Source organism: Rosenbergiella metrosideri, from assembly GCF_022602565.1.
In the GTDB taxonomy this organism is placed as follows: Bacteria; Pseudomonadota; Gammaproteobacteria; order Enterobacterales; family Enterobacteriaceae; genus Rosenbergiella; species Rosenbergiella metrosideri.
Genome location: NZ_JALBCV010000001.1, coordinates 468,727 through 491,119 on the forward strand (window position 1 = coordinate 468,727; position 22,393 = coordinate 491,119).

Consider the following 22,393-nt stretch of genomic DNA (forward strand, 5'->3'; position numbering starts at 1 on the left):
GGTTACACCTAGGTGTAGCCTCTTCTTATTCTCGGCACGGCGGGATTAGAGTGCGTCAATTCAGTGCGCGACTGCACCGCCCGCCGTATCACTCAATAACCCCCTCGCGAACAAAAATTAAATAACCTCTAAAAAACAATCACCTAAATCCTTGGCATAGTTATTGCTCCACTCTTTCCCATCTTGTATACCACTTGGGATTCAACTATGTCAGCGACCTTCGGCTACACGCTTAAAGATTGGCAACAGCACGCCAAGCACGATTCGCTTCGCTTAAAATCGATATTGACCACGCACCTACAAGCCCTCGATCCACAGGATAACGCGTGGATTTATCTTTGCAGTACCGAACAACTGCACGCCCAAATTGATGCCCTATTTTCCCTAGACCCCGCTTCGCGTGATGCACTGCCGTTATTCGGTGTCCCGTTTGCGGTAAAAGATAATATCGATGTGGCCGGTTGGCCAACAACGGCTGCCTGTCCTGCCGCCTGCTATATCGCAGAGCAGGATGCGCACGTGGTTGCGCGCTTAAAAGCCGCGGGTGCCATCGTAGTGGGGAAAACCAATCTCGACCAGTTTGCCACCGGCTTGGTCGGATGCCGTTCTCCTTATGGTGCCGTCTGCAATACCTTTCATCCTGACTATATTAGTGGTGGTTCAAGTTCGGGTTCGGCCTCTGTGCTTGCCCGCGGATATGTCGCCTTTAGTTTGGGCACTGACACCGCAGGATCAGGACGCGTTCCTGCTGGCTTTAATAATATTGTTGGCCTAAAACCGACCAAAGGCTGGATCTCAGCGCGCGGCATCATTCCGGCCTGTCGTTTGAACGACACCCCTTCAATTTTTGCCTTAACGGTTGCGGATGCCTATCTGGTCGCATCCTTAGCCGCTGGTTATGATGAAAACGAGTCCTATTCACGCCAGCATCCCGCGACAGCCCCAGCCCAGTTTGCCAAGCGTCCACAGTTTGCCATCCCTACTACCCTTACCTTCTGCGGTGATCAGCAGGCTGAGGCTGCTTGGCAGCAAGCACTTACCGTGCTCGAAAACAGTGGCGTGACGCTTAAGCCGATCGATTTCGCACCCTTTCAGCAATTAGCCGAGCAACTTTATGCCGGCCCGTGGGTCGCCGAGCGAACCGCCGCAGTGGGTGCGCTGCTGGACCAACCTGAACATATGGACCCCACTGTTTATCAAGTGATTCGCCAAGGAAAAGCATTCAGTGCGGTAGACGCCTATCAAGCGGAGTATCTGCGTGCCGAGTTAAGTCGTAGGATCCAATACAGCCTCGCAGACGTCGATGCCCTGCTGGTCCCGACAACGCCGACAATTCATACCCTCACTGCGCTGGCAGACGATCCCGTTAGGTTAAACTCGCAGTTAGGTATCTATACAAATTTTACCAATCTGGCCGATTTAAGCGCCTTAGCGCTGCCAGCACCGTTTCGGTCGGATGGCCTGCCTGCAGGGATTACCCTATTGGCCCCCGCGTGGCACGATCGCGCCCTCGCCGAATTTGGTTGCCGTTGGCAGTCTTTGCTCCGGCTTCCCTTAGGTGCTACCGGGCGTGAGCTTACCGGCACACCACTGAGATTACCCCCCTCACCTACGCATGTTCGCGTGGCGGTCGTCGGTGCCCACCTGACCGGTATGCCACTCAATTTTCAGCTGACTACCCGTAACGCGGTACTGATCGAAGAGACGCGTACTGCTGACAACTATCGTCTATTCGCCTTACTTGATGGGCCGATCAAGAAACCCGGTTTATTACGTGATGAACAGGGGCAAGCGATTACTGTTGAACTATGGGATATCCCGCTCGCCCGTTTTGGGGAGTTTGTCGCTGAAATTCCCGCGCCTCTGGGGATCGGTAGCCTGACCTTAACCGACGGTCGAACCGTCAAAGGATTTATCTGCGAACCTGCAGTGCTTAAAAACGCCTTGGAGATCACTGCATTCGGTGGCTGGCGTAATTGGCTCACTGCTCAGGAGGAACACTAATATGTTTACCACTGTACTGATTGCTAATCGGGGTGAGATTGCTTGCCGCGCAATAAAGACCTTTAAACGCTTAGGGATCACCAGCGTTGCCGTCTATTCCGATGCCGACCGCAATGCGCGCCATGTGAAAGAAGCAGATATTGCTATCGCGCTGGGGGGAGATAAAGCTAGCGAGAGCTATTTACGCAGCGATAAAATAGTGGCTGCGGCTAAACAGAGCGGTGCACAAGCGATTTGGCCCGGTTACGGCTTTCTATCTGAAAGTGTCGCGTTTTCGACTGCCTGTGAAGAACAAGGCATCGTCTTTATTGGCCCCACTGCACAACAGATTGCAGAATTTGGTTTAAAGCATCGAGCCCGAGAATTAGCGGCGGAAGCCGGGGTACCGATGACACCAGGTACCGCGCTGCTCACCTCGTTAGAAGAAGCGCTTATCGCTGCCGAGGCTATCGGCTACCCCATCATGTTGAAAAGCACAGCGGGAGGGGGCGGCATTGGGCTGACACGCTGTGAAGATGCCACCGCGTTGCGGGAAGCATGGGAAAGTGTGCGCCGCCTCGGCGAACAATTTTTTAGTGATGCCGGGGTTTTTCTTGAACGCTATATCGATCACGCACGCCATATCGAGGTGCAGATTTTTGGCGACGGTAACGGGAAGGTTATCGCCCTAGGCGAACGTGATTGCTCGTTACAACGTCGTAACCAGAAAGTGGTTGAAGAGACGCCTGCACCGCATCTACCCCCTGCCCTTCGCGAGGCATTACTTGCTTCGGCGATTCGCCTTGGTGAGCGTGTCAACTACCGCAGTGCGGGCACAGTGGAATATATTTATGATCCCCTGCAACAGGCTTTCTATTTCTTGGAAGTCAATACGCGACTGCAAGTGGAGCATCCCATTACTGAAGCGGTGACGGGCGTCGACTTGGTCGAATGTATGCTACGTGTCGCAGCAGGCGATTCTCTTGACTGGCAACGGCTCCAACAGCCACCACAGGGAGCAGCCATTGAAGTGCGCCTCTACGCTGAAGATCCGTTAAAGAATTTCCAGCCAAGTCCAGGGACATTGACCGCCGTGCACTTTCCGACAGACGTACGGATAGACAGTGGTATCGAACAAGGCAGTGAGGTATCAGCTTTTTACGATCCGATGATCGCCAAATTAATCGTTAAGGCAGAGAATCGTGAAGCCGCCCTTGAGGCATTACAGCAAGCCTTAGCGACTACCCAGTTACACGGCATTACCACCAATCTGGATTACTTACGCCAAGTGATCGCCACGCAAGTCTTTCGCGAAGGGAAGGTGTCAACACGCTTCCTCGACAGTTTTACCCCGTTCGCGCAAGTTGTTGAGGTGCTACAGCCTGGCACGTTTAGCAGTGTACAAGACTACCCCGGGCGCTTAGGGTATTGGCATATTGGTGTACCGCCCTCTGGCCCGATGGATGATTATGCTTTCCGCTTGGCCAACCGAATCGTCGGTAACCATCCTGATGCAGCAGGATTAGAGTTTACGTTACAGGGCCCAACGCTGCGCTTTCATTGCGACACCCTGATCAGCCTGACTGGCGCGCAATGCCCTGCACAGCTTGATGACCAACCCATTGATTACTGGCAACCGATCGCCGTCAAAGCGGGTCAAACGCTGACTTTAGGCCGAGCACAACAAGGATGTCGTACCTACCTTGCCATACGTAATGGGTTCGATGTCCCTGAGTATTTAGGTAGCCGTTCTACGTTCGTGCTGGGGCAGTTTGGCGGCCATGCAGGCCGTACCCTGCGCGTGGCAGACATGCTAGCCATCTCACAACCCTCGCTTGCTGCTTGCACCACCCCAGCACCGATCAGCGAGCCTATCGGCCTAGATCCGGAAATGATTCCCCAGTACAGCACCACTTGGGAGATTGGCGTTTTGTATGGGCCCCATGGCGCACCCGATTTTTTCACTACCGAGAGTATTGAACGTTTTTTTGCCAGTGAGTGGCAGGTTCATTACAACTCTAATCGTCTCGGCGTCAGGTTAACCGGACCAGCCCCGGACTGGAGTCGCCCCGATGGTGGCGAGGCCGGGTTACATCCGTCGAATGTGCATGATTGCGAATATGCCGTTGGCGCGATCAACTTTACCGGCGATTTTCCGGTGATTCTCACCCATGACGGCCCAAGCCTTGGGGGATTCGTCTGTCCGGTCACCATTGCCCGCGCTGAATTATGGAAAGTGGGTCAGTTAAAACCGGGCGACAGTATTCGCTTTTACCCAATCACTCATCAAGACGCCGTCGAACGTGAGCAGGCGCAACAGGCGGCAATTGCCGATTTAATCCCCCCTTGCGTGCCTTCGCTCCCCGTGCCCTCGCTGACTGAAACGGCGCTAGGGTCGGCGACCTTATTGGCAAGGCGTGCAGCGACATCATTAACACCCGATGTCTATTATCGACAGGCGGGGGATCACTACATCTTGATCGAATATGGCGATAATATTCTCGATCTTGCTTTACGTTTACGAGTCCATCTCCTGATGGAAGCCCTAAATGATGCCGCGATTGACGGTATTGCAGAGCTTTCTCCCGGTGTGCGTTCATTGCAAATTCGCTACGACAGTTTACGCCTTACCCAACAAGCGTTAATGGCCCGACTCCTCGAGATCGAGGATCAGCTTGGCGACGTGAGTCAGTTAAAAGTCCCATCACGGATCATCTGGTTACCGATGGCGTTTGAGGATAGCGCCACCCTTGGTGCCGTTGAACGGTACAAAGAAACTGTTTGTAGCCAAGCGCCTTGGCTGCCGAACAACGTTGATTTTATCCAACGCATTAATGGGTTAGAAAATCGCGAGGCCGTCCGCGACACCCTATTTTCTGCCAGCTATCTGATATTAGGATTGGGTGATGTTTACCTTGGTGCACCCTGTGCCGTACCGCTCGATCCTCGACACCGCCTACTTAGCTCTAAGTATAATCCTGCTCGCACCTTCACCGCCGAAGGCACAGTGGGGATTGGTGGAATGTATATGTGTATCTACGGGATGGATTCGCCGGGCGGATACCAATTAGTGGGGAGAACGTTACCGATCTGGAATAAGTTTCTTAAAAACAGTCAATTTAGTGATGAGCAGCCTTGGTTACTGCACTTCTTCGATCAAGTGCGCTTTTATCCGGTCACTGAAGCCGTGTTAACCGCCGAGCGAGAAGCATTTAGTGAAGGACGCGGCACGATCCGTATCGAGGAAAGTGTGTTCGATTTTGCAGAGTACCAACAGTTTCTTCACGACAACGCCTCATCAATCAGTGCATTCCGCGCTCGCCAACAGCAGGCATTCTCACAAGAGGTCAGCCTGTGGGCGGCGCAAGAACTGCCAACCCCCTTAGCACAACCGCTCGATCATGAGGAGTCGTCAGCCTCAACTGATACACCGCTGTGCGCTGAGTTGAGTGGTAATGTTTGGAAGGTGCTGGTCAATGTCGGGGATAACGTCGAGGTGGGTCAGCCACTCATTATCGTTGAAGCAATGAAAATGGAGTTATCGATCACCGCTACGTTCGCCGGTACCATTACGCAAATTGCTGCGCAACCGGGACAGCAAGTGACCCCAGGGCAAGTGTTATTGCGGCTCGCTGAGGAGGGTATGGCGCATGCATAACGCTCCCCCTACCGCTGGACGTGAAGCCCTAGCGGCGAAAGTCTATCAGGCGGTTAAACAGGCAATCTTCGATTTTCAGCTTTTACCCGGTGAACGTTTTAGTGAAAACGAACTTGCGCAACAATTAGAGGTTAGCCGTACTCCCGTACGGCAGGCCTTGTTTAATTTGGAACGGGAAGGTTATGTAGAAGTTATGTTTCGCAGCGGTTGGCAGGTAAAGGCCTTCGACTTTGACTATTTTGAGGAGCTTTACGACTTACGGATTGTGCTGGAATGTGAAGCTGTGCGCCGCTTATGCGCGATGTCTTCTGCGGACTGCCACACAGCCTTGGCCGCAGAGCAACAGTTTTGGGCTGAGAGCCAGCCCCTCACCCAAGGAAAACCAGTAGCATTAGCAGATGAAGCCTTTCACCGTGCCTTAGTCGCCGCGACGGCCAACCGACAATTTCTGCTTTTGCATACAGAGCTAACTGAAAAGTTAAGCATTATTCGTCGACTCGATTTTACGCGTGATGATCGTATTCAGGCTACCTATCAGCAACATCGGGCCATCCTACAGGCAATCTTCGCCCAGCGCTGCGAACAGGCGTTACGCCTGCTGACCTTGCATATCTCTGAGAGCAAATCCGCGGTTCGAGAAATCACGTTACATCGTTTGCATCAAGCCCGCATGACGTTACAGGCCTCGGAAGGTAACAAGGAGGTTCTGCGAACAGGCCTTCGCTGAAAAGTGAGGCATCTTTACTGACACTCCTCCACGGCGCCAAGCGCCCAATGCAAACCAAAGAGGTCAATCATGAGTGAATACAGTGTAGTTGAGGGAGAACAAACGGTGAAAAAATCGCCCTCGGTGAATGAAACTTTAGAGGATTACACCTTACGCTATGCCCCTTATAGCTTTCGGCGTTGGGGGGCCGCTACGGTGGCGATCACTGCCCTAGGGGGGATTGCTTATCTCGCCGATTTCTCGATTGGCGCGAGCATCGGAATGACCTATGGCACCACCAATGCCTTGCTGGCGATTCTGTTCGCAGCCATTATTATTTTCTTAACCGGTATTCCCCTCGCCTATTACGCGGCACGTTACAATATCGACCTTGACTTAATCACTCGTGGCGCGGGGTTTGGTTATTATGGTTCGGTGATCACCAGTATTATCTTTGCCAGTTTTACCTTTATCTTTTTTGCTTTAGAGGGCTCGATAATGGCGCAGGGCCTGCAACTCGGCTTGCATATTCCGTTGTGGCTCGGCTATCTGGTCTCCACCTTAATGGTGATCCCGCTGGTTATTTATGGAATGAAAGCCTTGAGCCATCTGCAAATCTGGACCACCCCGATCTGGTTGGTACTGATGATTGGGCCAGTGCTCTATCTCGTTTGGCAACAACCGACGCTTACCGATCAATTTTTCAGCTTCCAAGGTAAAAATGGCACCACCGGCGCCGATCTCGCCTCGGTGATGTTGGGGGCGGGGATCTGTCTGTCATTGATTATGCAGATTGGCGAACAGATCGATTACCTGCGGTTTATGCCAGCGAAAACACGTGAAAATAGCCGTTCGTGGTGGATCGCCGTGATCTCCGCGGGGCCGGGCTGGGTAGTATTAGGTGCTTTAAAACAGGCTATCGGTGCGTTTCTCGGCTTCTATTTGTTGACGCTCACCCCAGGCATTAATAGCACCGAACCGGTCCAACAATTTAACGCAGCCTTCCATCAAATGTTACCCGGTGGGGTAGCCTTAACACTCGCCGTCATTTTAGTGGTGATTTCACAAATTAAGATTAACGTAACCAATGCCTATTCGGGTTCACTCTCTTGGACCAGTGCCTATACCCGAGTACGCCGCCACTATCCGGGGAGGATTGTCTTTGTCCTGATTAATCTCGCCATCGCCTTAGCCCTGATGGAAGGCAATATGTTCGCGGTGTTAGGGAATATTTTAGGTTTTTACTCTAACTTCGCGATTGCTTGGGTCACCGTTGTGGCAATAGATATTGCCGTCAATAAATACCTATTAAAGTTATCGCCTAAACTACCGGAATACCGAAAAGCCATGCTCTATAACGTTAATCCTGTTGGGATGGTAGCCTTTTTAGCGGCCGCAGGATTATCCATAGCCGCCTTTTTCGGTTTACTTGGCCCTTTCTTAATGCCCTACTCGCCGTTAATCGCCTTAGTGGTGGCAGCCGTAGTGACCCCAATTATGGGGCTGTTAACCGGTGGCAAGTATTACCTTAAACAGACAGACGACGGGATTGATGAAACACGTTACGATACTCACGGCGCTCCGGTGAGCACTCTCTATCATTGTGTCGCTTGCCAGCAGTCTTACGAGCGCCCCGATGTGATGTTCTCGACCCACCACAACGGGGTGATCTGCTCGTTATGTAAGACGCTACATTAAACAAGATAGGTGAAGTTCAGGGAAGCACTTCACCTTAGTCGCCTCACCTGTCCTGTGACTTGGTTTCACCTACCAGGAGCTATCAACGGCCGAACGCTGTCTGCGGCAGGCTCACCAAAGCAAGGCATCCCCTCGTCGTCCCAATGAAAGACTTTAATGCGTGTATGCCGATTGGGATCGTAGAGAGGGTCGCCTTCAATCGTCTTATCATTGCAAGCATGGTAGACCGATATCTCTTCCCCCTGCTCATTGCGTGTAAAACTATTATGGCCTGGCCCAAACTGTTGATTGAGTCGATGTGTGGTAAAGACCGGCTGCGCACATTTTTGCCAACTTGCTGGATCTAAAAAGTTGCTCTCTTTATCCGCGTAAAGCCATCCGATGCAATAATTTTCAACTATCGCGCCGGCTGAATAGCTGATAAATACCTTCCCAGCCTGGGCGATAAAGGCTGGGCCTTCATTCACCCAAAACCCTCTGGGTTCCCAAGCAAATTCAGGCTCGCTGTCCGGCTTACGCCAGATGACCGTTGCCGAAGCTTTTGCTAACCCCGCTAGCGTTGGCGAGTGGCAGATCTCTAAGCGGTCGTACTCTGGCACTGACGCAATGAAGTATTAGGTCCCATCTGAATGAAGATAACTATGGGGGTCGGCAGGTTGTTCAATAAGGGGATTAGGCTAATCGCTCATGGGTTAACTCCTGTTAACACTCGGTTGTTAAGGGCGCGTGACTTCACTCGGCCTTTTTAATTCCTGATAGTGATGACGACGAATTGCTAAGTCAGCTTGAATCGTTCGCATCGTTTCACGGTCCACTTTTAATAGCCGCACAATGCCTGCCGTGATCAGATAGCCCATTGCGGGAATAAGCGTGAATAGCATCACAATGCCATGAATAGCCTGAGGACTTTGCACGCTAGCCCCAGCCTGATAACCATAAGTCGCCAGAAGAAACCAACCATGGCTCCCGCCACCGCTAAACCAACTTTGATAAAAAAGATATTCACAGAAAAGCTGATCCCCGTTATGCGTTTGCCCGTCTTCCATTCACCGTAATCATCGGCATCAGCCAGCAGTGACCAATGAAGGGGTGAAGGTAATTGATGTAAACATTCAGGATAAAATAGGCACATAAAAACAGTGAGGTAGCCTCAGGATCTACGAAATAAAAGCCTAAGGAAAAAATGCTTAGTATAATATTCGTCCAGAAGAGTTTTATTTTACAGAACTTATCCGTAAGTGGCTTCGCTAAAGCGCTTCCCAGCATCATACCGGTCACATCAAGGCTGATAAAAAAACTCGCTAAAGAGGTCGACTTTTCCATCACCCACGTCACGTAGTACAGGGTCGCCGCCATGCGAATAAACCCTGGAGAGACGTTAAAAAAAGTCAGCAGCGATAGGCGGACCCATTGATCGTTTTTCCAAATATCTCTTAAATCAGATTTTAGCGCATGCTTTGAGGGAATCGCCGGTTCAATGCGCTCTTTGACATAGGCGAAGCAGAATAGAAACATAAAGAGGGCAATGATTGCCATCACTGCCATTGGCATCTGATAGCCGCGAGCCTTATCTCCCCCACCGAAAAAGTCCGCCATAAAGTAATAGCGAGGAGGATAAAATAAGCGTCGCAATGCCTACCATAAAAAAGCGATAAGATTGGCACGCCATTCGTTCATGGGGGTCAGCAGTAATGACACCGCCCAGCGAGCAATAAGGAATATTTATTGCCGTGTAGGTCACTGACATAAGAAAGTACGTGATAAAAGCATAGACAATTTTACCGTTATGGCTCCAATCTGGCGTGGTAAACATCACGACACTAAACAGAGCGTAGGGCAACGCCACCCATAATAAATAGGGCCGAAACCGTCCCCAGCGGCTGGTTGTCCGGTCAGCAATGGCCCCATCATCGGATCAATGATCGCATCAACGACCCTTACCGAAAGCAGCAATATCCCCACCATTGCTGGCGTTAAGCCAAAACTATCCGTATAAAAATAGTTGAGGAAAAGCATTATTGCAGCCAGCATCGCCCATGCCGTACGCAACCTTCTCTCTGAACGACAATTGACCTTCCTTCATAGGGATTATCCCCATATTGATCGGCATCTAAGGATGTTTAAAGGTTTTGCAACAGCGCTGTGTATCTTCCTAGCAAAAAAGGAACGTCAGGATAATACTGATATCTATATGGATAATCGGGTCATTTATTGAAAAGCGTGATGGCTCGAACAGATTGAAAAATTATTGTCGTCGCCGGTAACAATTATTTTTGCAACATAATCGCTGCCGAGATAAGCGCTGCATACTGATGAATGTAAGACTCTCTATTATCTGCTAACGCTAGGGCGCTACCGACGAGATAAACGATTTTTTCAGAAATCTTTTAGTCAAGATAATAAAGTATCCCATAAATAATACGGTTAATTGATATATTCATTTCATCCTAGTTCTTTGCCTTTTCTTTCTGAAAAACAGTCACTCAATGCTATAAGTTATCAATCTTCAAAATAGGCGAAACTCATAGCATTTAATTTTTTAGCACTCCCCTTATATTATTTAATTATAAACACTCTTTGATCATTCAGCGTGCTGATTTTTCTAAAATTTTAAAATAATGATAGCGCACGTTACTGTTTTTATTCCCTATCCACTGATAACGTTTTATTGCACCTGTACACTTTTTATAAATAACTGCAAGCTATTTTTGCAGAATAAAGATTACGTTGCTATCAACCAGATCGTTTCCTTATGAATAAGGATGCAAGCTCAATAATTAACTAAGGGTCTCAATGTGAATATATATGCACTTTTTATTCTTATAACTGCATAAATCAAGATTTTTATAATAATTTCATAATGTTGAAGGGGGTCATAATTTGCATAAACCGTTTTTTATTCTATTGACGGGCTTAGGTCGACGAGGCAGCATCAAGAAAATGTTCTTGTAAACGCTGTCTGTGTCTTGACCGAATAGGGGTAGGTCCTACATGCCTTTATTCTGAATTTACACGTAAAATTTAGGAGAGGATGTGATGACTGCTAAAACAACACGTGATGACTTTGATCGATATATGATCCCCTGTTTTTCACCCGCTAAGTTTATTCCCATCAAAGGTGAAGGTTCACAGGTTTGGGATCAGCAAGGTAAACATTATATCGATCTTGCTGGCGGTATTGCGGTGAATTCATTCGGCCATAATGATCCCGACCTGCATAATGCGCTCCAACAACAGATGAATAAAATGTGGCACATAGGTAATGGTTACACTAACGAGCCGGTCCTCAACCTTGCCCGTAAATTAGTGGAGTCCACCTTTGCTAATAAAGTTTTCTTTTGTAACTCCGGCGCCGAGGCCAACGAAGCCGCATTAAAATTGGCCAGAAAATATGCGCGTGATCACTATGGTCCTGAAAAAAATGAGATCATCGCCTTTAATCACGCTTTTCACGGTCGAACCCTTTTTACCGTTTCAGTGGGTGGACAACCTAAATACTCTGAAGATTATGCCCCCCTGCCACAAGGGATCACACATCTGCCTTTCAACGACCTTGCGGCGGTTAAGGCAGCAATCTCTGCAAAAACCTGCGCCATTATCGTCGAACCGATTATTGGCGAAGGGGGTGTCATTCCTGCCAGCCCCGACTTTCTTTTAGGATTACGCGCCCTCTGCGATGAGTATAACGCGACACTGATTTTCGATGAGGTGCAAACGGGGGCAGGAAGAACCGGCTACCTCTATGCCCATCAAGCTTATGGGGTAGAACCTGACTTAATGACCAGTGCGAAAGGATTAGGGGGAGGATTCCCTATTGGCGCGCTTCTCGCCAAACAAGCCTGGGCGGAGAGTTTCCAACCCGGTACTCACGGCAGTACTTTTGGGGGAAATCCCTTGGCGGCAGCCGTCGCCGGGGCAGTGGTTGATAAACTTAATGCAGACTGTTTAGCAGGAGTGAAACAGCGACATACCTACTTCATCGAAAAGTTATCGCAACTGACTCAACAGTTCGATGTTTTTTCCGAGATCCGTGGACAAGGGCTACTGATTGGCGCCCAACTCAATGCTCATTGGGCGGGTCAGGCCAAAGCGTTAACGACTCATGCGGCCGAGCAAGGCGTGATAGTGCTGATCGCCGGACCGGATGTTTTACGCTTCGCGCCAGCCTTAACTATTTCCTATGAAGATATCGATATCGCCTTCGAACGCCTGACGCGTGCCTTCGAACTTGTCGTGCACGGCGCATAGGGGGCGGTTATGGTTATTTTTCGTCCAGTCGTTCCTGAAGATTTGCAGGATATTTTAGCGTTGTCCGCTCGTGTCGGCGTGGGGATGACATCGTTGCCCCACGATGAGGCCCGTCTAGCCTCAAAGATAGCGCGGAGTATTGATACCTTTAATCAGACCCTCCCGAGAAGCGATCAGGGTTTCCTCTTTGTACTGGAAGATACCGAGACCCAAAAAGTTTTCGGTGTTAGCGCCATCGAGGTCGCAGTCGGCCTCAGTGAGCCTTTTTATAATTTTCGGCTACAACGTACTGTTAAAGCCTCGAAAGAACTCGGGATTTATAAAAACCTCGATGTACTGAGTTTAAGTTATGACCATACAGGCCACAGTGAACTCTGTACGCTATTTCTCGATCCCGATTATCAAAAGAATCGCTATGGACAACTTCTCTCCAAGGCAAGGTTTCTGTTTATGGCGTCGTTTCGTGAGGCTTTTTCACACTCTCTTTTTGCAGAGTTACGGGGAGTCGTCGATGAGCAAGGCCAGTCACCTTTTTGGGACGCATTAGGTAAACATTTTTTCGATATCCCCTTTGCCGATGCCGATCGTTTAACCGGTATTGGTAAGAAAACCTTTATTGCCGAGCTGATGCCTTCCTACCCTATTTATACCCTATTGCTCCCGGAGGCCGCGCAGGCAGTTATTGGTAAAGTCCATCCTAATACCGCCCCAGCAAGAGCGATTCTCGAGAAGGAAGGGTTTCGGTGGCGGGGGTCCGTCGATATTTTCGATGCCGGTCCGGTCATTGAAGCCAATATGGATGACGTTCGCATCATAAAAGAGAGTCAGCTCTACAGCGTTGAGCAACTCCCTACTTTTTATGCGCAGAGCTATCTGATCTGCAATACCCATTTTAGCCAATTTCGCGCCGTCTTAGCTGAGGGCGAGTTAACGCAGCATCATCTTGATGCCCTTTTGCTTGATGATGAACATCACGCACGTATTGCACCCTTAAGTCCTCGCGAGGCAGCTGTATGACTATGACGACACACTATATCGATGATCGCTGGCAGGCAGGAAAAGGGCCTGAGCTGGTCAAACGTAATCCATTGACACAAGACATTATTTGGCGAGGGTCGCTCGCCACCGAAGAACAGGTCGATTTAGCCTGTCAGGCAGCACGCAACGCCTTTTACATCTGGTCTCAGCGATCGCTCGAGCAGCGTCTGGAGGTTATTCACCGTTTTGTTAACCTACTGACAGATCAAAAGGAAGCACTCGCTCGAATTATTTCACTCGATACCAGTAAACCTTTATGGGAGACTCGTACAGAAGTTCAATCCATGATTGCCAAAGCTGAAATTTCTGAAAAAGCTTGGCATCAACGTACAGGGACTCATCAACTGCCTGTCGCGGGGGGCTCTGCAGAGCTCAGACATAAACCCCACGGCGTAATGGCCGTCTTTGGCCCCTACAACTTCCCCGGCCACCTGCCCAACGGCCATATCATTCCTGCCCTGATCGCGGGGAATACCGTGGTGTTTAAACCCAGCGAACTCACCCCATTGACGGCTGAATTTACCGTCAAACTCTGGCAACAAGCAGGGTTACCGGCCGGGGTATTGAATCTCGTTCAAGGAGATAAAACCACCGGACAGGCCTTGCTGAATACGATGCAGCTTGATGGGGTATTGTTCACCGGCAGTGCCAATACCGGGTTTCACCTACATAAACTGTTAGCCGGACACCCCGAAAAGATGCTCGCCTTGGAGATGGGAGGCAATAATGCACTGATTGTAGAGGATGTTGATACCCCAAATATTGCCGCGGCGATCAACCTTATCCTACAGTCGGCTTTCCTCTCTGCAGGACAACGCTGTACCTGCGCCAGACGTCTGTTGGTCAAAGTGGGGCCACAAGGCGACCGATTACTTCGCGCATTAGTGTCTGCCACGCAAGCTATTACCGTTGGCGATTGGCAACAGCATCCGGAACCTTTTATGGGGGGCGTGATTTCATTGGCAGCCGCTTCGCAATTACTGGCTGCTCAGCAGCACCTCCTCAACTTAGGGGCCACCACACTATTACCCCTCACGCAGCCGACGCCAACTGCCAGTCTGGTTACACCGGGTATTATTGATATCACCGACATTGACGCACCCGATGAAGAGTATTTTGGCCCTCTCCTTAGCGTAATTCGCTATCAGACGTTCGACGACGCGATTGAACTGGCTAACCGCACCCGCTTCGGGCTGGCTATCGGACTGATTTCCGGCCATCAAGCACAGTTCGACCAATTGCAGCGCTTCGCCCGCGCGGGAATAGTGAATTGGAATAAACCGCTCACGGGCGCTTCAAGTTCCGCCCCCTTTGGTGGGATTGGCGCGTCTGGAAATCATCGCCCTTCCGCCTTCTATGCCGCCGATTATTGTGCGTGGCCTATGGCCTCCTTAATCAGCGATCAGCTAACGCCCCCTGCAACAACATTGCCGGGTCTTCCAACCTTCAACGATTAAAGAGAAAACCTATGTCAGGAATAGAAGCGAATTTTGATGGTTTGGTCGGCCCGACTCACCACTATGCAGGGCTATCCGTTGGCAATGAAGCCTCCCTCACTAATAAGCATCAATACTCGAATCCTAAGCAGGCCGCCCTGCAAGGCTTGAAAAAAATGAAAGCCTTGTCAGATATGGGCTTTATCCAAGGGATACTGCCTCCTCAACCCCGACCTAACCTTGATATTTTACGTCAGATCGGTTTTCAGGGTTCTCCCGCGACCATTATCGCTGAAGCGGCTAAGCACCCCTTTTTACTCTCGGCTTTCAGCTCTGCCTCCTCCATGTGGACGGCCAATGCGGCGACTGTTTCACCTTCTGCGGATAGCCTTGACCACCGTGTCCATTTTACCGTGGCAAATCTTAACAATAAGCTGCACCGTCATCATGAAGCCGCCATTACTGGCGATATTCTGCGGGCAACCTTCAACAATCCTGATTATTTTGCCCACCATGAGTCGCTACCCTCGCATAGCGATTTCGGCGATGAGGGAGCCGCTAATCATAATCGTTTTTGTGCTGAATATGACCAGCCTGGTATTCAACTCTTTGTTTACGGCCGCCAGGCAACGAGCAATGCGTTACAACCGCAACGTTATCCCGCTCGCCAGACACGCGAAGCCAGCGAGGCCATTGCTCGTTTGCATCGACTCTCGTCAGAAAATACCTTTTTTGCTCAACAGAACCCAGCAGTGATCGACCAAGGGGTTTTCCATAACGACGTCATTGCGGTCAGTAATCAAAATGTTTTTTTCTACCATCAACAGGCCTTTGTGCATAGCAAGGCATTATTCGCCGATCTCCAGCGCGCCTGCCACCGACTGGCTATCGATTTTCAAGGGATTGAAGTGCCCCAAGCGGCGGTATCCGTCGAAGACGCCGTCGCCAGTTATTTATTTAATAGCCAATTGTTGACCACTGCTGACGGGGAAATGTCGCTGATTGTCCCTGAGGAATGTCGCCAAAAAGAGAACGTCTGGGCCTATTTACAGACTTTAGTCGAGAGTCAACAGACGCCAATCCGCGCCATCACGTCATTCGATTTACGCGAGAGTATGCGTAACGGCGGAGGCCCTGCTTGTTTACGATTGCGGGTTGCCTTAAATGCTAGTGAGCTCAATGCCGTCAACCCACATAGCTTGATGACACAAGCGCGTTATGACGCATTAGTGACGTGGGTTAACACGTATTATCGTGACCGGTTCTCGATTCAGGACCTTGCTGACCCACAACTGATTGACGAAGTGCACACCGCACTGGATGCGCTAACAAAACTGTTATCGTTAGGTTCGGTTTATGCATTCCAACGCTGAGGAGAAGGTCATGTCTCTGGTAGAAAAACTTTTGCAGCACCAGCTTTCGTCGCTGACTATCACTGCCAATTTTACAGCGACTTGGTTGGGCGACGGAATTCTTCAATTGCTCCCCCGATGCGGATGGCAACAAGCGACCGTACTGTCTGCCGGGATCCACGGTAACGAGACAGCACCGATTGAACAGCTGTTACGACTTATGCAGAACGTAGTCAACCAATCTGATTATCAAGGCCATGCTTTATTGTTCATTTTTGCCAATATACCCGCCATGCAGAAAGCAAGGCGTTATCTTGACTATGATATGAACCGGCTATTTTGTGGGAAGCATCGGGGTATTGACGGAGATGAGGCGCGGCGTGTGGCTGAAATAGAAAAACAGGTCAGCGACTTTTATCTACGCAGCGGTGCAGCGGATGCCGTACCTCGTTACCACCTCGATATGCATACCGCGATTCGCGAATCGCATTACCCGAAATTTGCGCTTATTCCTGCCGTCCAGCCGCAGGTTTCTTCTGTGTTACTAAGGTTAATAGCGAGTGGCAACCTCGATGCACTCGTTCAGCATACTGAGCCAGGCTCCACGTTTTCCCACTATACCGCCGCGGAGCATGGCGCTGAGAGCGTGACGTTGGAACTGGGAAAAGTGCAGAAGTTTGGTGAAAACAATCTCAACGACTCGTCGTCTATTTTTCAAGCGATAGAAGCGTTTATCAATAACCGTCCTCTTCCTCAGTATCAGCACAAGCGTCTGCTGCATTTCACGGTAAGAACGAGTGTGATTCGAGGCGATCAGCACTTCCAGCTGTATCTGCCCGAAGAAATTAAGAATTTTACGAAACTTGCTGCCGGTTATCTGTTAGCGGAACAACCGTCAAAAACCTGGCAAGTTGAGGAGCCTGCTCACTATTTGCTTTTTCCCAATGCAACCGTCGCGGTGGGTCAGCGTGCCTGCTTATTGTTAGAACAGGTTACAGATTTGCATCTGTCATAATTAAGGATGGTCCATGCCCTCTTCTCTGCATCTACCTCATCAACAACACTCGGCAACCCCATCGACTACGACGCTGCACCGAAGTTTGAGCGGACGCCATATTCAAATGATCGCCTTAGGAGGGGCAATCGGCACTGGGCTATTTATGGGAGCAGGCCAGAGTATTCATATGGCCGGTTCTTCAATATTACTGATTTACCTTATTGTCGGCTTTTTTAGTTTTATGGTGATGAGAGCAATGGGTGAAGTGTTACTCTCCAAACAAGGTTATCTCTCTTTCGCCGACTTTGTCAGGGATTACTTAGGCCCTCAAGCGAGTTTTTTTCTCGGCTGGAGCTATTGGCTAAGCTGGATTGTCACTTGCATCGCCGATGTTGTCGTGTGCGGAGGCTATGTACAATATTGGTTCCCTGACCTGCCCGCATGGGGGCCAGCGCTGACCACCTTGCTATTCCTCTGTTTATTAAATTTATTATCCGTAAAAATGTTTGCAGAGACCGAATTCTGGTTTGCGTTAATCAAAGTCATCACCATTATTGCGTTAATAGGGATGGGGGGCTACATGATCCTGGTCGGTTGGCAATCACCCGATGGGGTGACTGCGTCATTACGGCATCTGGTCGATCCCTCAACCCTGTTACCCTATGGTATCGGCGGCTTTTTTGCTGGATTTCAGATTGCTATTTTTTCATTCACGGGTATCGAATTATTGGGAACGATGACGGCCGAAACCAAAACCCCTGAGCGAATTTTGCCCCGCGCCATTAATGCACTGCCTATCCGCGTGATTATTTTCTATCTGCTATCGATGGCGGTGATTATTTCGGTTACCACTTGGCAACACGTCTCACCCGATGTCAGCCCTTTCGTGACATTATTTGCTAAAGCCGGATTACCTGCCGCGGCGGCGATCATTAATTTTGTCGCACTGAGCGCCGCCATCTCCTCTGCCAACAGTGGTGTCTATTCCAGTACACGAATGCTGTATGGTTTATCTATCGATAAACATGCCCATTGGCAATTTCGTATTCTATCGCGCGTGACACGAATTCCAGTTAGAAGCCTGTTCTTTTCATGTTTGTGTATGCTCAGTGGGACCTTATTGTTATTTTTTATCCCCAATGTCGTGACGCTGTTTACCATTATTTCTACCTTAGCGGCAATCCTGGTTATCTTTAGCTGGGGAATGATCCTTGCAGCTTACTTGGTCTATCGCAAACGTCGAGACGATTTACATCAGCAATCGCAATTCAAAATGGTAGGAGGTAGACCCATGGCTTGGTTAACCCTTTTATTTTTCCTACTGGCGGTGGTGATGATGTTTTTCGATGAAGACACGTTGAAAGCCGTCGCAATCTCTCCACTGTGGTTTCTCACATTATGGGCTATTTGGCGATTCAAACAACGGGCTGCCAGTACTATGCGCTAATGGGCCTCAGCCCTCAAAATGTAAATCTTTAAATACGGCTTTTTACTTTTTTTTGGCCTGCCCTTATTCGCTACGGAAGGAGCCGTTAAAGGGTCGATTCGCACTTTATTACCGGCTATTGCTAATCCATTGCTAACAAGTCAGAGAGAGAGATGCCCACCCTCAATCAAAGCGTGATACCGTGGGATGTCCAGCATCATAATAAACATCGGCCTTCACTATCAATGATTCTTAAAGGTTACTAGATGGGGGGAGCTGGTATTTGAGACGGGCAGGAAGGTTGTAGTGAGTTGTGAGCAGGGCTGGACGTACTAACGTGTTACCGTGGAGTGTAGCGCTGTGCGCGAGAGTGCGCACAATACGCCCACATATAGATTGATAAGCCAAATCATCCTTACTGGGTCCATCCGGGATAGGAGTCGCCGTACTCGTTCCACCCGTATTGACTAAACCATCACTATTACCTGTATGAGTCGGACCTGATTCTAACGGCTGATTGTTACCCGTATTGACTAGCCCTTGTTGGTCGCTATGACCCGGATTAATCAACTTACTGTCTGTCAGTTCTCTATCCGGTTTCGGGAAGACAGTGATTAAGCCTTGTTGATCCTGCCCTACCTTATAATTATAGGCAGCCCGTTGTTCCGGGGTTAATCGTTCTATCAGATCGGCCTTGCCGGACATTGCTACGCTAAAGACATAATCCCGTTCAGATGACGAAAGGTTGTCTAGCGCTGTTTTTGCTGCTCCAATACCCAGTAATGCACCGAGTCCTTTCTCCACGACCATATTTCGACATGTGGCGACTTCAGCACATGCTGTAACGCCGAGTCGTGCCACGGCTAATAAATTATTATTCTCAACTAAAAAATACCAATCATTGAAGGCTGAGATCCTGACGTTAATTCATAAATAGATATCACCTCTTAAATAAAGGTAAAAAGTGGTAGGCAAACCAGTAAACGAGACTTGCAGGTATCGCTCCAAAAGAAGCGCCCTTTAACCAATGCCATAAGTTATCAAAATAAAAGACGCCTTCAGCTAAATAATTCAACCCTTCAAAAAAGAAGAAAAAAGTAACGACAATAAAACTCAATGCCAATTCAATCAGTAAAAAAAACTTTACTAGTACTATGAGACTTTTCATCATTTTTTACTGTCCGGTTTCTTTTCCAAAACTCCGGCAAAAGTCCTGATGCAACGGAGATTTCTCAGAATACTTTTATATCGCTTCTTTACTTGGAAGTTGTGCCAATATACCGCTGACAGTGCCCTTATTTAAAACGGCTCTTTTGGCTGTATTACCATAATCCGAGCTATATATTAGATATTCTGCTTTATTACTACATGCATAATAAAATAGATAAAATCCTGTATCAGCGATCTCAAGGGGGCTTAAAAAAACCCCTATTTTATCTGAGTCAGGAAGCTCCAGATCTTCAGGGTCATTATCAAGCAGCATTCCATGTGAATGAGCCAATGTTTTTAATAAAACATGGTCTGCTATTGACATATCTAACCCTCCATCTTGACTATCTATTACCTCTTGATAACTGTCTTTTAGATAATCCATAGCCATAGATAATGTATAATTTGATCCTTTCGCTGGATATATTTCATCTTCGATAAAAAAAATGAAGACTCCATATTTCCAATATTCATCATCTGTTTTTTCCAATAACTCATAAAAAACAGCAAATTCAAAAGGTTGGCCAAAAATCATTATTTCCCCTTTAATTCTTTAATTTCTTTGTTGAAAGATCCCAGTTCTCTATTACCTAGTGAATTTTTTCCACCGCCAGTGCTTCCACTCCAGTGGAATGTGCCTGTACCATCTTTGCTGGTATTGAAGAACCTATGAATATTTCCATCGCTATCAATAGATAATCTTACTTTCGGATCTTTCGTTGCAATTGAGTGCTCAAATAGATCTAAAGAGTTTCTTGGCTCAACTCCGGTATTCGGCCTAAACCCTTGAGCGCCAGGAGTATGTTTAGTATTTGATTCAACTTTTAATCCATTGCTTGCCACGGTCGCCTCTGGGATAGGCAATCTGTTATCTCTACCTTCAGCTAAATGAGCCAAATCATCCAGACCCGGTCCGTCAGGGATCGGAGTGACTGTGGTATTTCCTCCAGTTTCCGGTACGCCATCAGTATTCGCAGTATTCATTGCACCCTGTTGCCCAGTATTATCCGGTGTGGTCAGCGTGGTGCCTTTATTCTGCTCTTGTACAGGATTAACCAGTTTACCACCTGTTAGCTCTCTGTCCGGTTGTGGGAAGATGGTGATTAAACCTTTCTGATCCTGCCCTACCATATAATTATAGGCAGCCCGTTGTTCCGGGGTTAGTCGTTCTATCAGATCAGCCTTGCCGGACATTGCTACGCTAAAGACATAATCCCGTTCAGAGGAGGAAAGATTGTCTAGTGCGGTTTTTGCTGTTCCAATACCCAGTAATGCACCGAGACCTTTCTCCACGACCATATTTCGACATGTGGCGACTTCAGCACATGCTGTAACGCCGAGTCGTGCGACGGCTGATAAATTATTATTCTCAACCGTCACCTTCCCGGTCTGCATTCCTGATACTGCACTTGCCGTATCGCCACCCACCAGTCCGCCCGCTAATCCTGCGGCTAAACTGGCTAAGGCACTGACTTTTTGTTTCTCATCTTCACTAAGCTCAGAAGGATTTTTTAGCACAGGCTGAGGGTGCGCTAACACCAACAGCCCTTACCATAACTAACTCTCAAGGAGTTGATTATGTTTGTGCACAATACTAAGCCAGACGTGAGTATTTCCAAAACGTTACGGCCGCTGAAAGTGGGTTATGTGCGCATGCGTCACTACGACCACAAGGCACATATGAGCCATTATTACAGCCGCTACCCCTGCCTAGATCTGAAGGGTAATTGGCTGGCAGAGACGGGGTTTGAGACCGATACATCAGTTATTGTGGCGGTTGAACATGGGCAACTAATCCTACAGCTAATAACTGAGTGAACTACTGGTAAAAAATCCGCCAGATAAAGGGCGAGATTTTTATTATTTCAACACATAGTCAAATTTCTCATCCCAGTTGAACTTAATGTCCTGTTGTCTAGTTTCCTCGAAAATTTGAATGATCTTATCAAAATATTCACCAAGATATTTCTTTGATAATTCAGAGTTTAACCAAATAATTTTAATCGGTCTTTCAACATCCGTGCTTAGACGATCCCACAGCGCATTAAGATTCCGCCCATAATAAGGACCAAAGTCCAATATCTGGGACAATAGATCATGAAAGTCGTCTGTAGATTGAACACGATTCCCATCCAGTATTATTTCACGATCCATCATTTCCATGTTCCTACTGAAGTAGCCGTTTTGTAGTGGTCTGTTGTGATATAAAGAAGTCCATCGCTCGAATATAGCAAACGTGTTCCTGGCTGGTTACCTCTGGACATTGTACCATCTATTCCAATATCAGCCTCCCGCCAAACTCGTCCTGGTGCAGACGGCAATACATTATCTGCATCTCTAAATACATCACCACCGATTTGCCCGCCCGGAACACTATTATTCAAAGCTTTTCCTGATTTCCAGCCATTTTCCATAGCATACTGTTTTGTAACGTAGTTTGTTGGCAAATTACCAGTAGTACGTAAACTTTCAACCACTTCGTTTGCTGCCTGGGTGGTTTTCAAATCCATTTTCAGCCTGGAATAATTTGCAGCGTTATGTGCCGCATTAGCCACCTCAACCTCTGCTTTCGCTGCCGTGGCTTCAGCCGCTGTCTTACCTATCCCAACTGCGCCACCTGCACCGACTCCTCCAGGCACTAT

At 48.6% G+C, this 22,393-nt stretch carries 17 protein-coding genes and 1 pseudogene; 11 read left to right on the forward strand and 7 right to left on the reverse strand.

Annotated features, from left to right (window positions below; all coding sequences use genetic code 11):
• The first annotated feature begins 207 nt into the window (after positions 1–207).
• The 4 genes from atzF (at position 208) to MKR94_RS02365 (ending at position 8,045) form a co-directional block, all read left to right on the forward strand.
• Complete coding sequence (gene atzF / locus MKR94_RS02350; RefSeq protein WP_241645273.1) at positions 208–2,004, forward strand: allophanate hydrolase; 1,797 nt, start codon at positions 208–210, stop codon at positions 2,002–2,004.
• Position 2,005: 1 nt separating this feature from the next.
• Entirely contained in the window at positions 2,006–5,641 is a 3,636-nt protein-coding gene (gene uca, locus MKR94_RS02355; protein WP_241645274.1) for an urea carboxylase, read from the forward strand.
• Positions 5,634–6,368 carry a GntR family transcriptional regulator gene (locus MKR94_RS02360; RefSeq protein WP_241645275.1) on the forward strand — a complete coding sequence of 245 codons (735 nt, stop codon included), beginning with the start codon at positions 5,634–5,636 and terminating at the stop codon, positions 6,366–6,368. The genes uca and MKR94_RS02360 overlap by 8 nt, the downstream gene beginning before the upstream one ends.
• Positions 6,369–6,437: 69 nt before the next feature.
• On the forward strand, positions 6,438–8,045 hold the full coding sequence (locus MKR94_RS02365) for a purine-cytosine permease family protein (protein ID WP_241645276.1): 1,608 nt from the start codon (positions 6,438–6,440) through the stop codon (positions 8,043–8,045).
• A gap of 65 nt (positions 8,046–8,110) precedes the next feature.
• On the opposite strand, the gene MKR94_RS02370 is transcribed toward MKR94_RS02365, so the two are convergent.
• Positions 8,111–8,653 carry a family 43 glycosylhydrolase gene (locus tag MKR94_RS02370; RefSeq protein WP_422047492.1) on the reverse strand — a complete coding sequence of 181 codons (543 nt, stop codon included), beginning with the start codon at positions 8,651–8,653 and terminating at the stop codon, positions 8,111–8,113.
• A gap of 108 nt (positions 8,654–8,761) precedes the next feature.
• Positions 8,762–10,128: pseudogene (locus MKR94_RS02375) on the reverse strand (glycoside-pentoside-hexuronide (GPH):cation symporter).
• Between the two features lie 953 nt (positions 10,129–11,081).
• On the opposite strand from MKR94_RS02375, the gene MKR94_RS02380 reads away from it, so the two are divergent.
• Genes MKR94_RS02380 through MKR94_RS02405 form a run of 6 tightly spaced genes read left to right on the forward strand, consistent with a single transcriptional unit; the run spans position 11,082 to position 18,563 of the window.
• Positions 11,082–12,293 (forward strand): bifunctional succinylornithine transaminase/acetylornithine transaminase, encoded by a 1,212-nt coding sequence (locus MKR94_RS02380; protein WP_241645307.1) that lies wholly within the window; start codon positions 11,082–11,084, stop codon positions 12,291–12,293.
• Between the two features lie 9 nt (positions 12,294–12,302).
• Positions 12,303–13,310: an arginine N-succinyltransferase gene (gene astA, locus MKR94_RS02385; RefSeq protein ID WP_241645277.1), complete on the forward strand. Its 1,008-nt coding sequence runs from the start codon at positions 12,303–12,305 to the stop codon at positions 13,308–13,310.
• Positions 13,307–14,788, forward strand: a complete 1,482-nt coding sequence (gene astD / locus MKR94_RS02390) for a succinylglutamate-semialdehyde dehydrogenase (protein WP_241645278.1) — start codon at positions 13,307–13,309, stop codon at positions 14,786–14,788. Before astA ends, astD begins: the two co-directional genes overlap by 4 nt.
• An 11-nt stretch (positions 14,789–14,799) precedes the next feature.
• Positions 14,800–16,140 (forward strand): N-succinylarginine dihydrolase, encoded by a 1,341-nt coding sequence (astB, locus tag MKR94_RS02395; RefSeq protein WP_241645280.1) that lies wholly within the window; start codon positions 14,800–14,802, stop codon positions 16,138–16,140.
• Between the two features lie 10 nt (positions 16,141–16,150).
• Positions 16,151–17,134: a succinylglutamate desuccinylase gene (gene astE, locus MKR94_RS02400; RefSeq protein WP_241645281.1), complete on the forward strand. Its 984-nt coding sequence runs from the start codon at positions 16,151–16,153 to the stop codon at positions 17,132–17,134.
• 13 nt (positions 17,135–17,147) lie between these two features.
• Complete coding sequence (locus MKR94_RS02405) at positions 17,148–18,563, forward strand: amino acid permease (protein WP_422047486.1); 1,416 nt, start codon at positions 17,148–17,150, stop codon at positions 18,561–18,563.
• Between the two features lie 231 nt (positions 18,564–18,794).
• Here MKR94_RS02405 and MKR94_RS02410 read toward each other — a convergent pair whose 3' ends face one another.
• From MKR94_RS02410 to MKR94_RS02420, 3 genes are all read right to left on the reverse strand, one after another.
• On the reverse strand, positions 18,795–19,403 hold the full coding sequence (locus MKR94_RS02410; protein ID WP_241645282.1) for a hypothetical protein: 609 nt from the start codon (positions 19,401–19,403) through the stop codon (positions 18,795–18,797).
• 382 nt (positions 19,404–19,785) lie between these two features.
• A complete protein-coding gene (locus tag MKR94_RS02415) occupies positions 19,786–20,286 on the reverse strand; it encodes an immunity 42 family protein (protein WP_241645283.1) in 501 nt (166 codons plus the stop codon).
• Entirely contained in the window at positions 20,286–21,290 is a 1,005-nt protein-coding gene (locus MKR94_RS02420) for a VENN motif pre-toxin domain-containing protein (protein ID WP_241645284.1), read from the reverse strand. Before MKR94_RS02420 ends, MKR94_RS02415 begins: the two co-directional genes overlap by 1 nt.
• A gap of 39 nt (positions 21,291–21,329) precedes the next feature.
• Between MKR94_RS02420 and MKR94_RS02425 the strand changes: the two genes are divergently transcribed.
• Positions 21,330–21,569, forward strand: coding sequence for a SymE family type I addiction module toxin (locus MKR94_RS02425; RefSeq protein WP_241645285.1), 240 nt, complete (start codon positions 21,330–21,332; stop codon positions 21,567–21,569).
• Between the two features lie 42 nt (positions 21,570–21,611).
• Here the strand turns inward: MKR94_RS02425 and MKR94_RS02430 are convergent, their stop codons facing one another.
• Positions 21,612–21,908 (reverse strand): barstar family protein, encoded by a 297-nt coding sequence (locus MKR94_RS02430; RefSeq protein WP_241645287.1) that lies wholly within the window; start codon positions 21,906–21,908, stop codon positions 21,612–21,614.
• Positions 21,905–22,393 (reverse strand): ribonuclease domain-containing protein (locus MKR94_RS02435; RefSeq protein WP_277755570.1); only part of this gene is annotated, 489 nt, incomplete at its 5' end. The genes MKR94_RS02435 and MKR94_RS02430, both read right to left, overlap by 4 nt.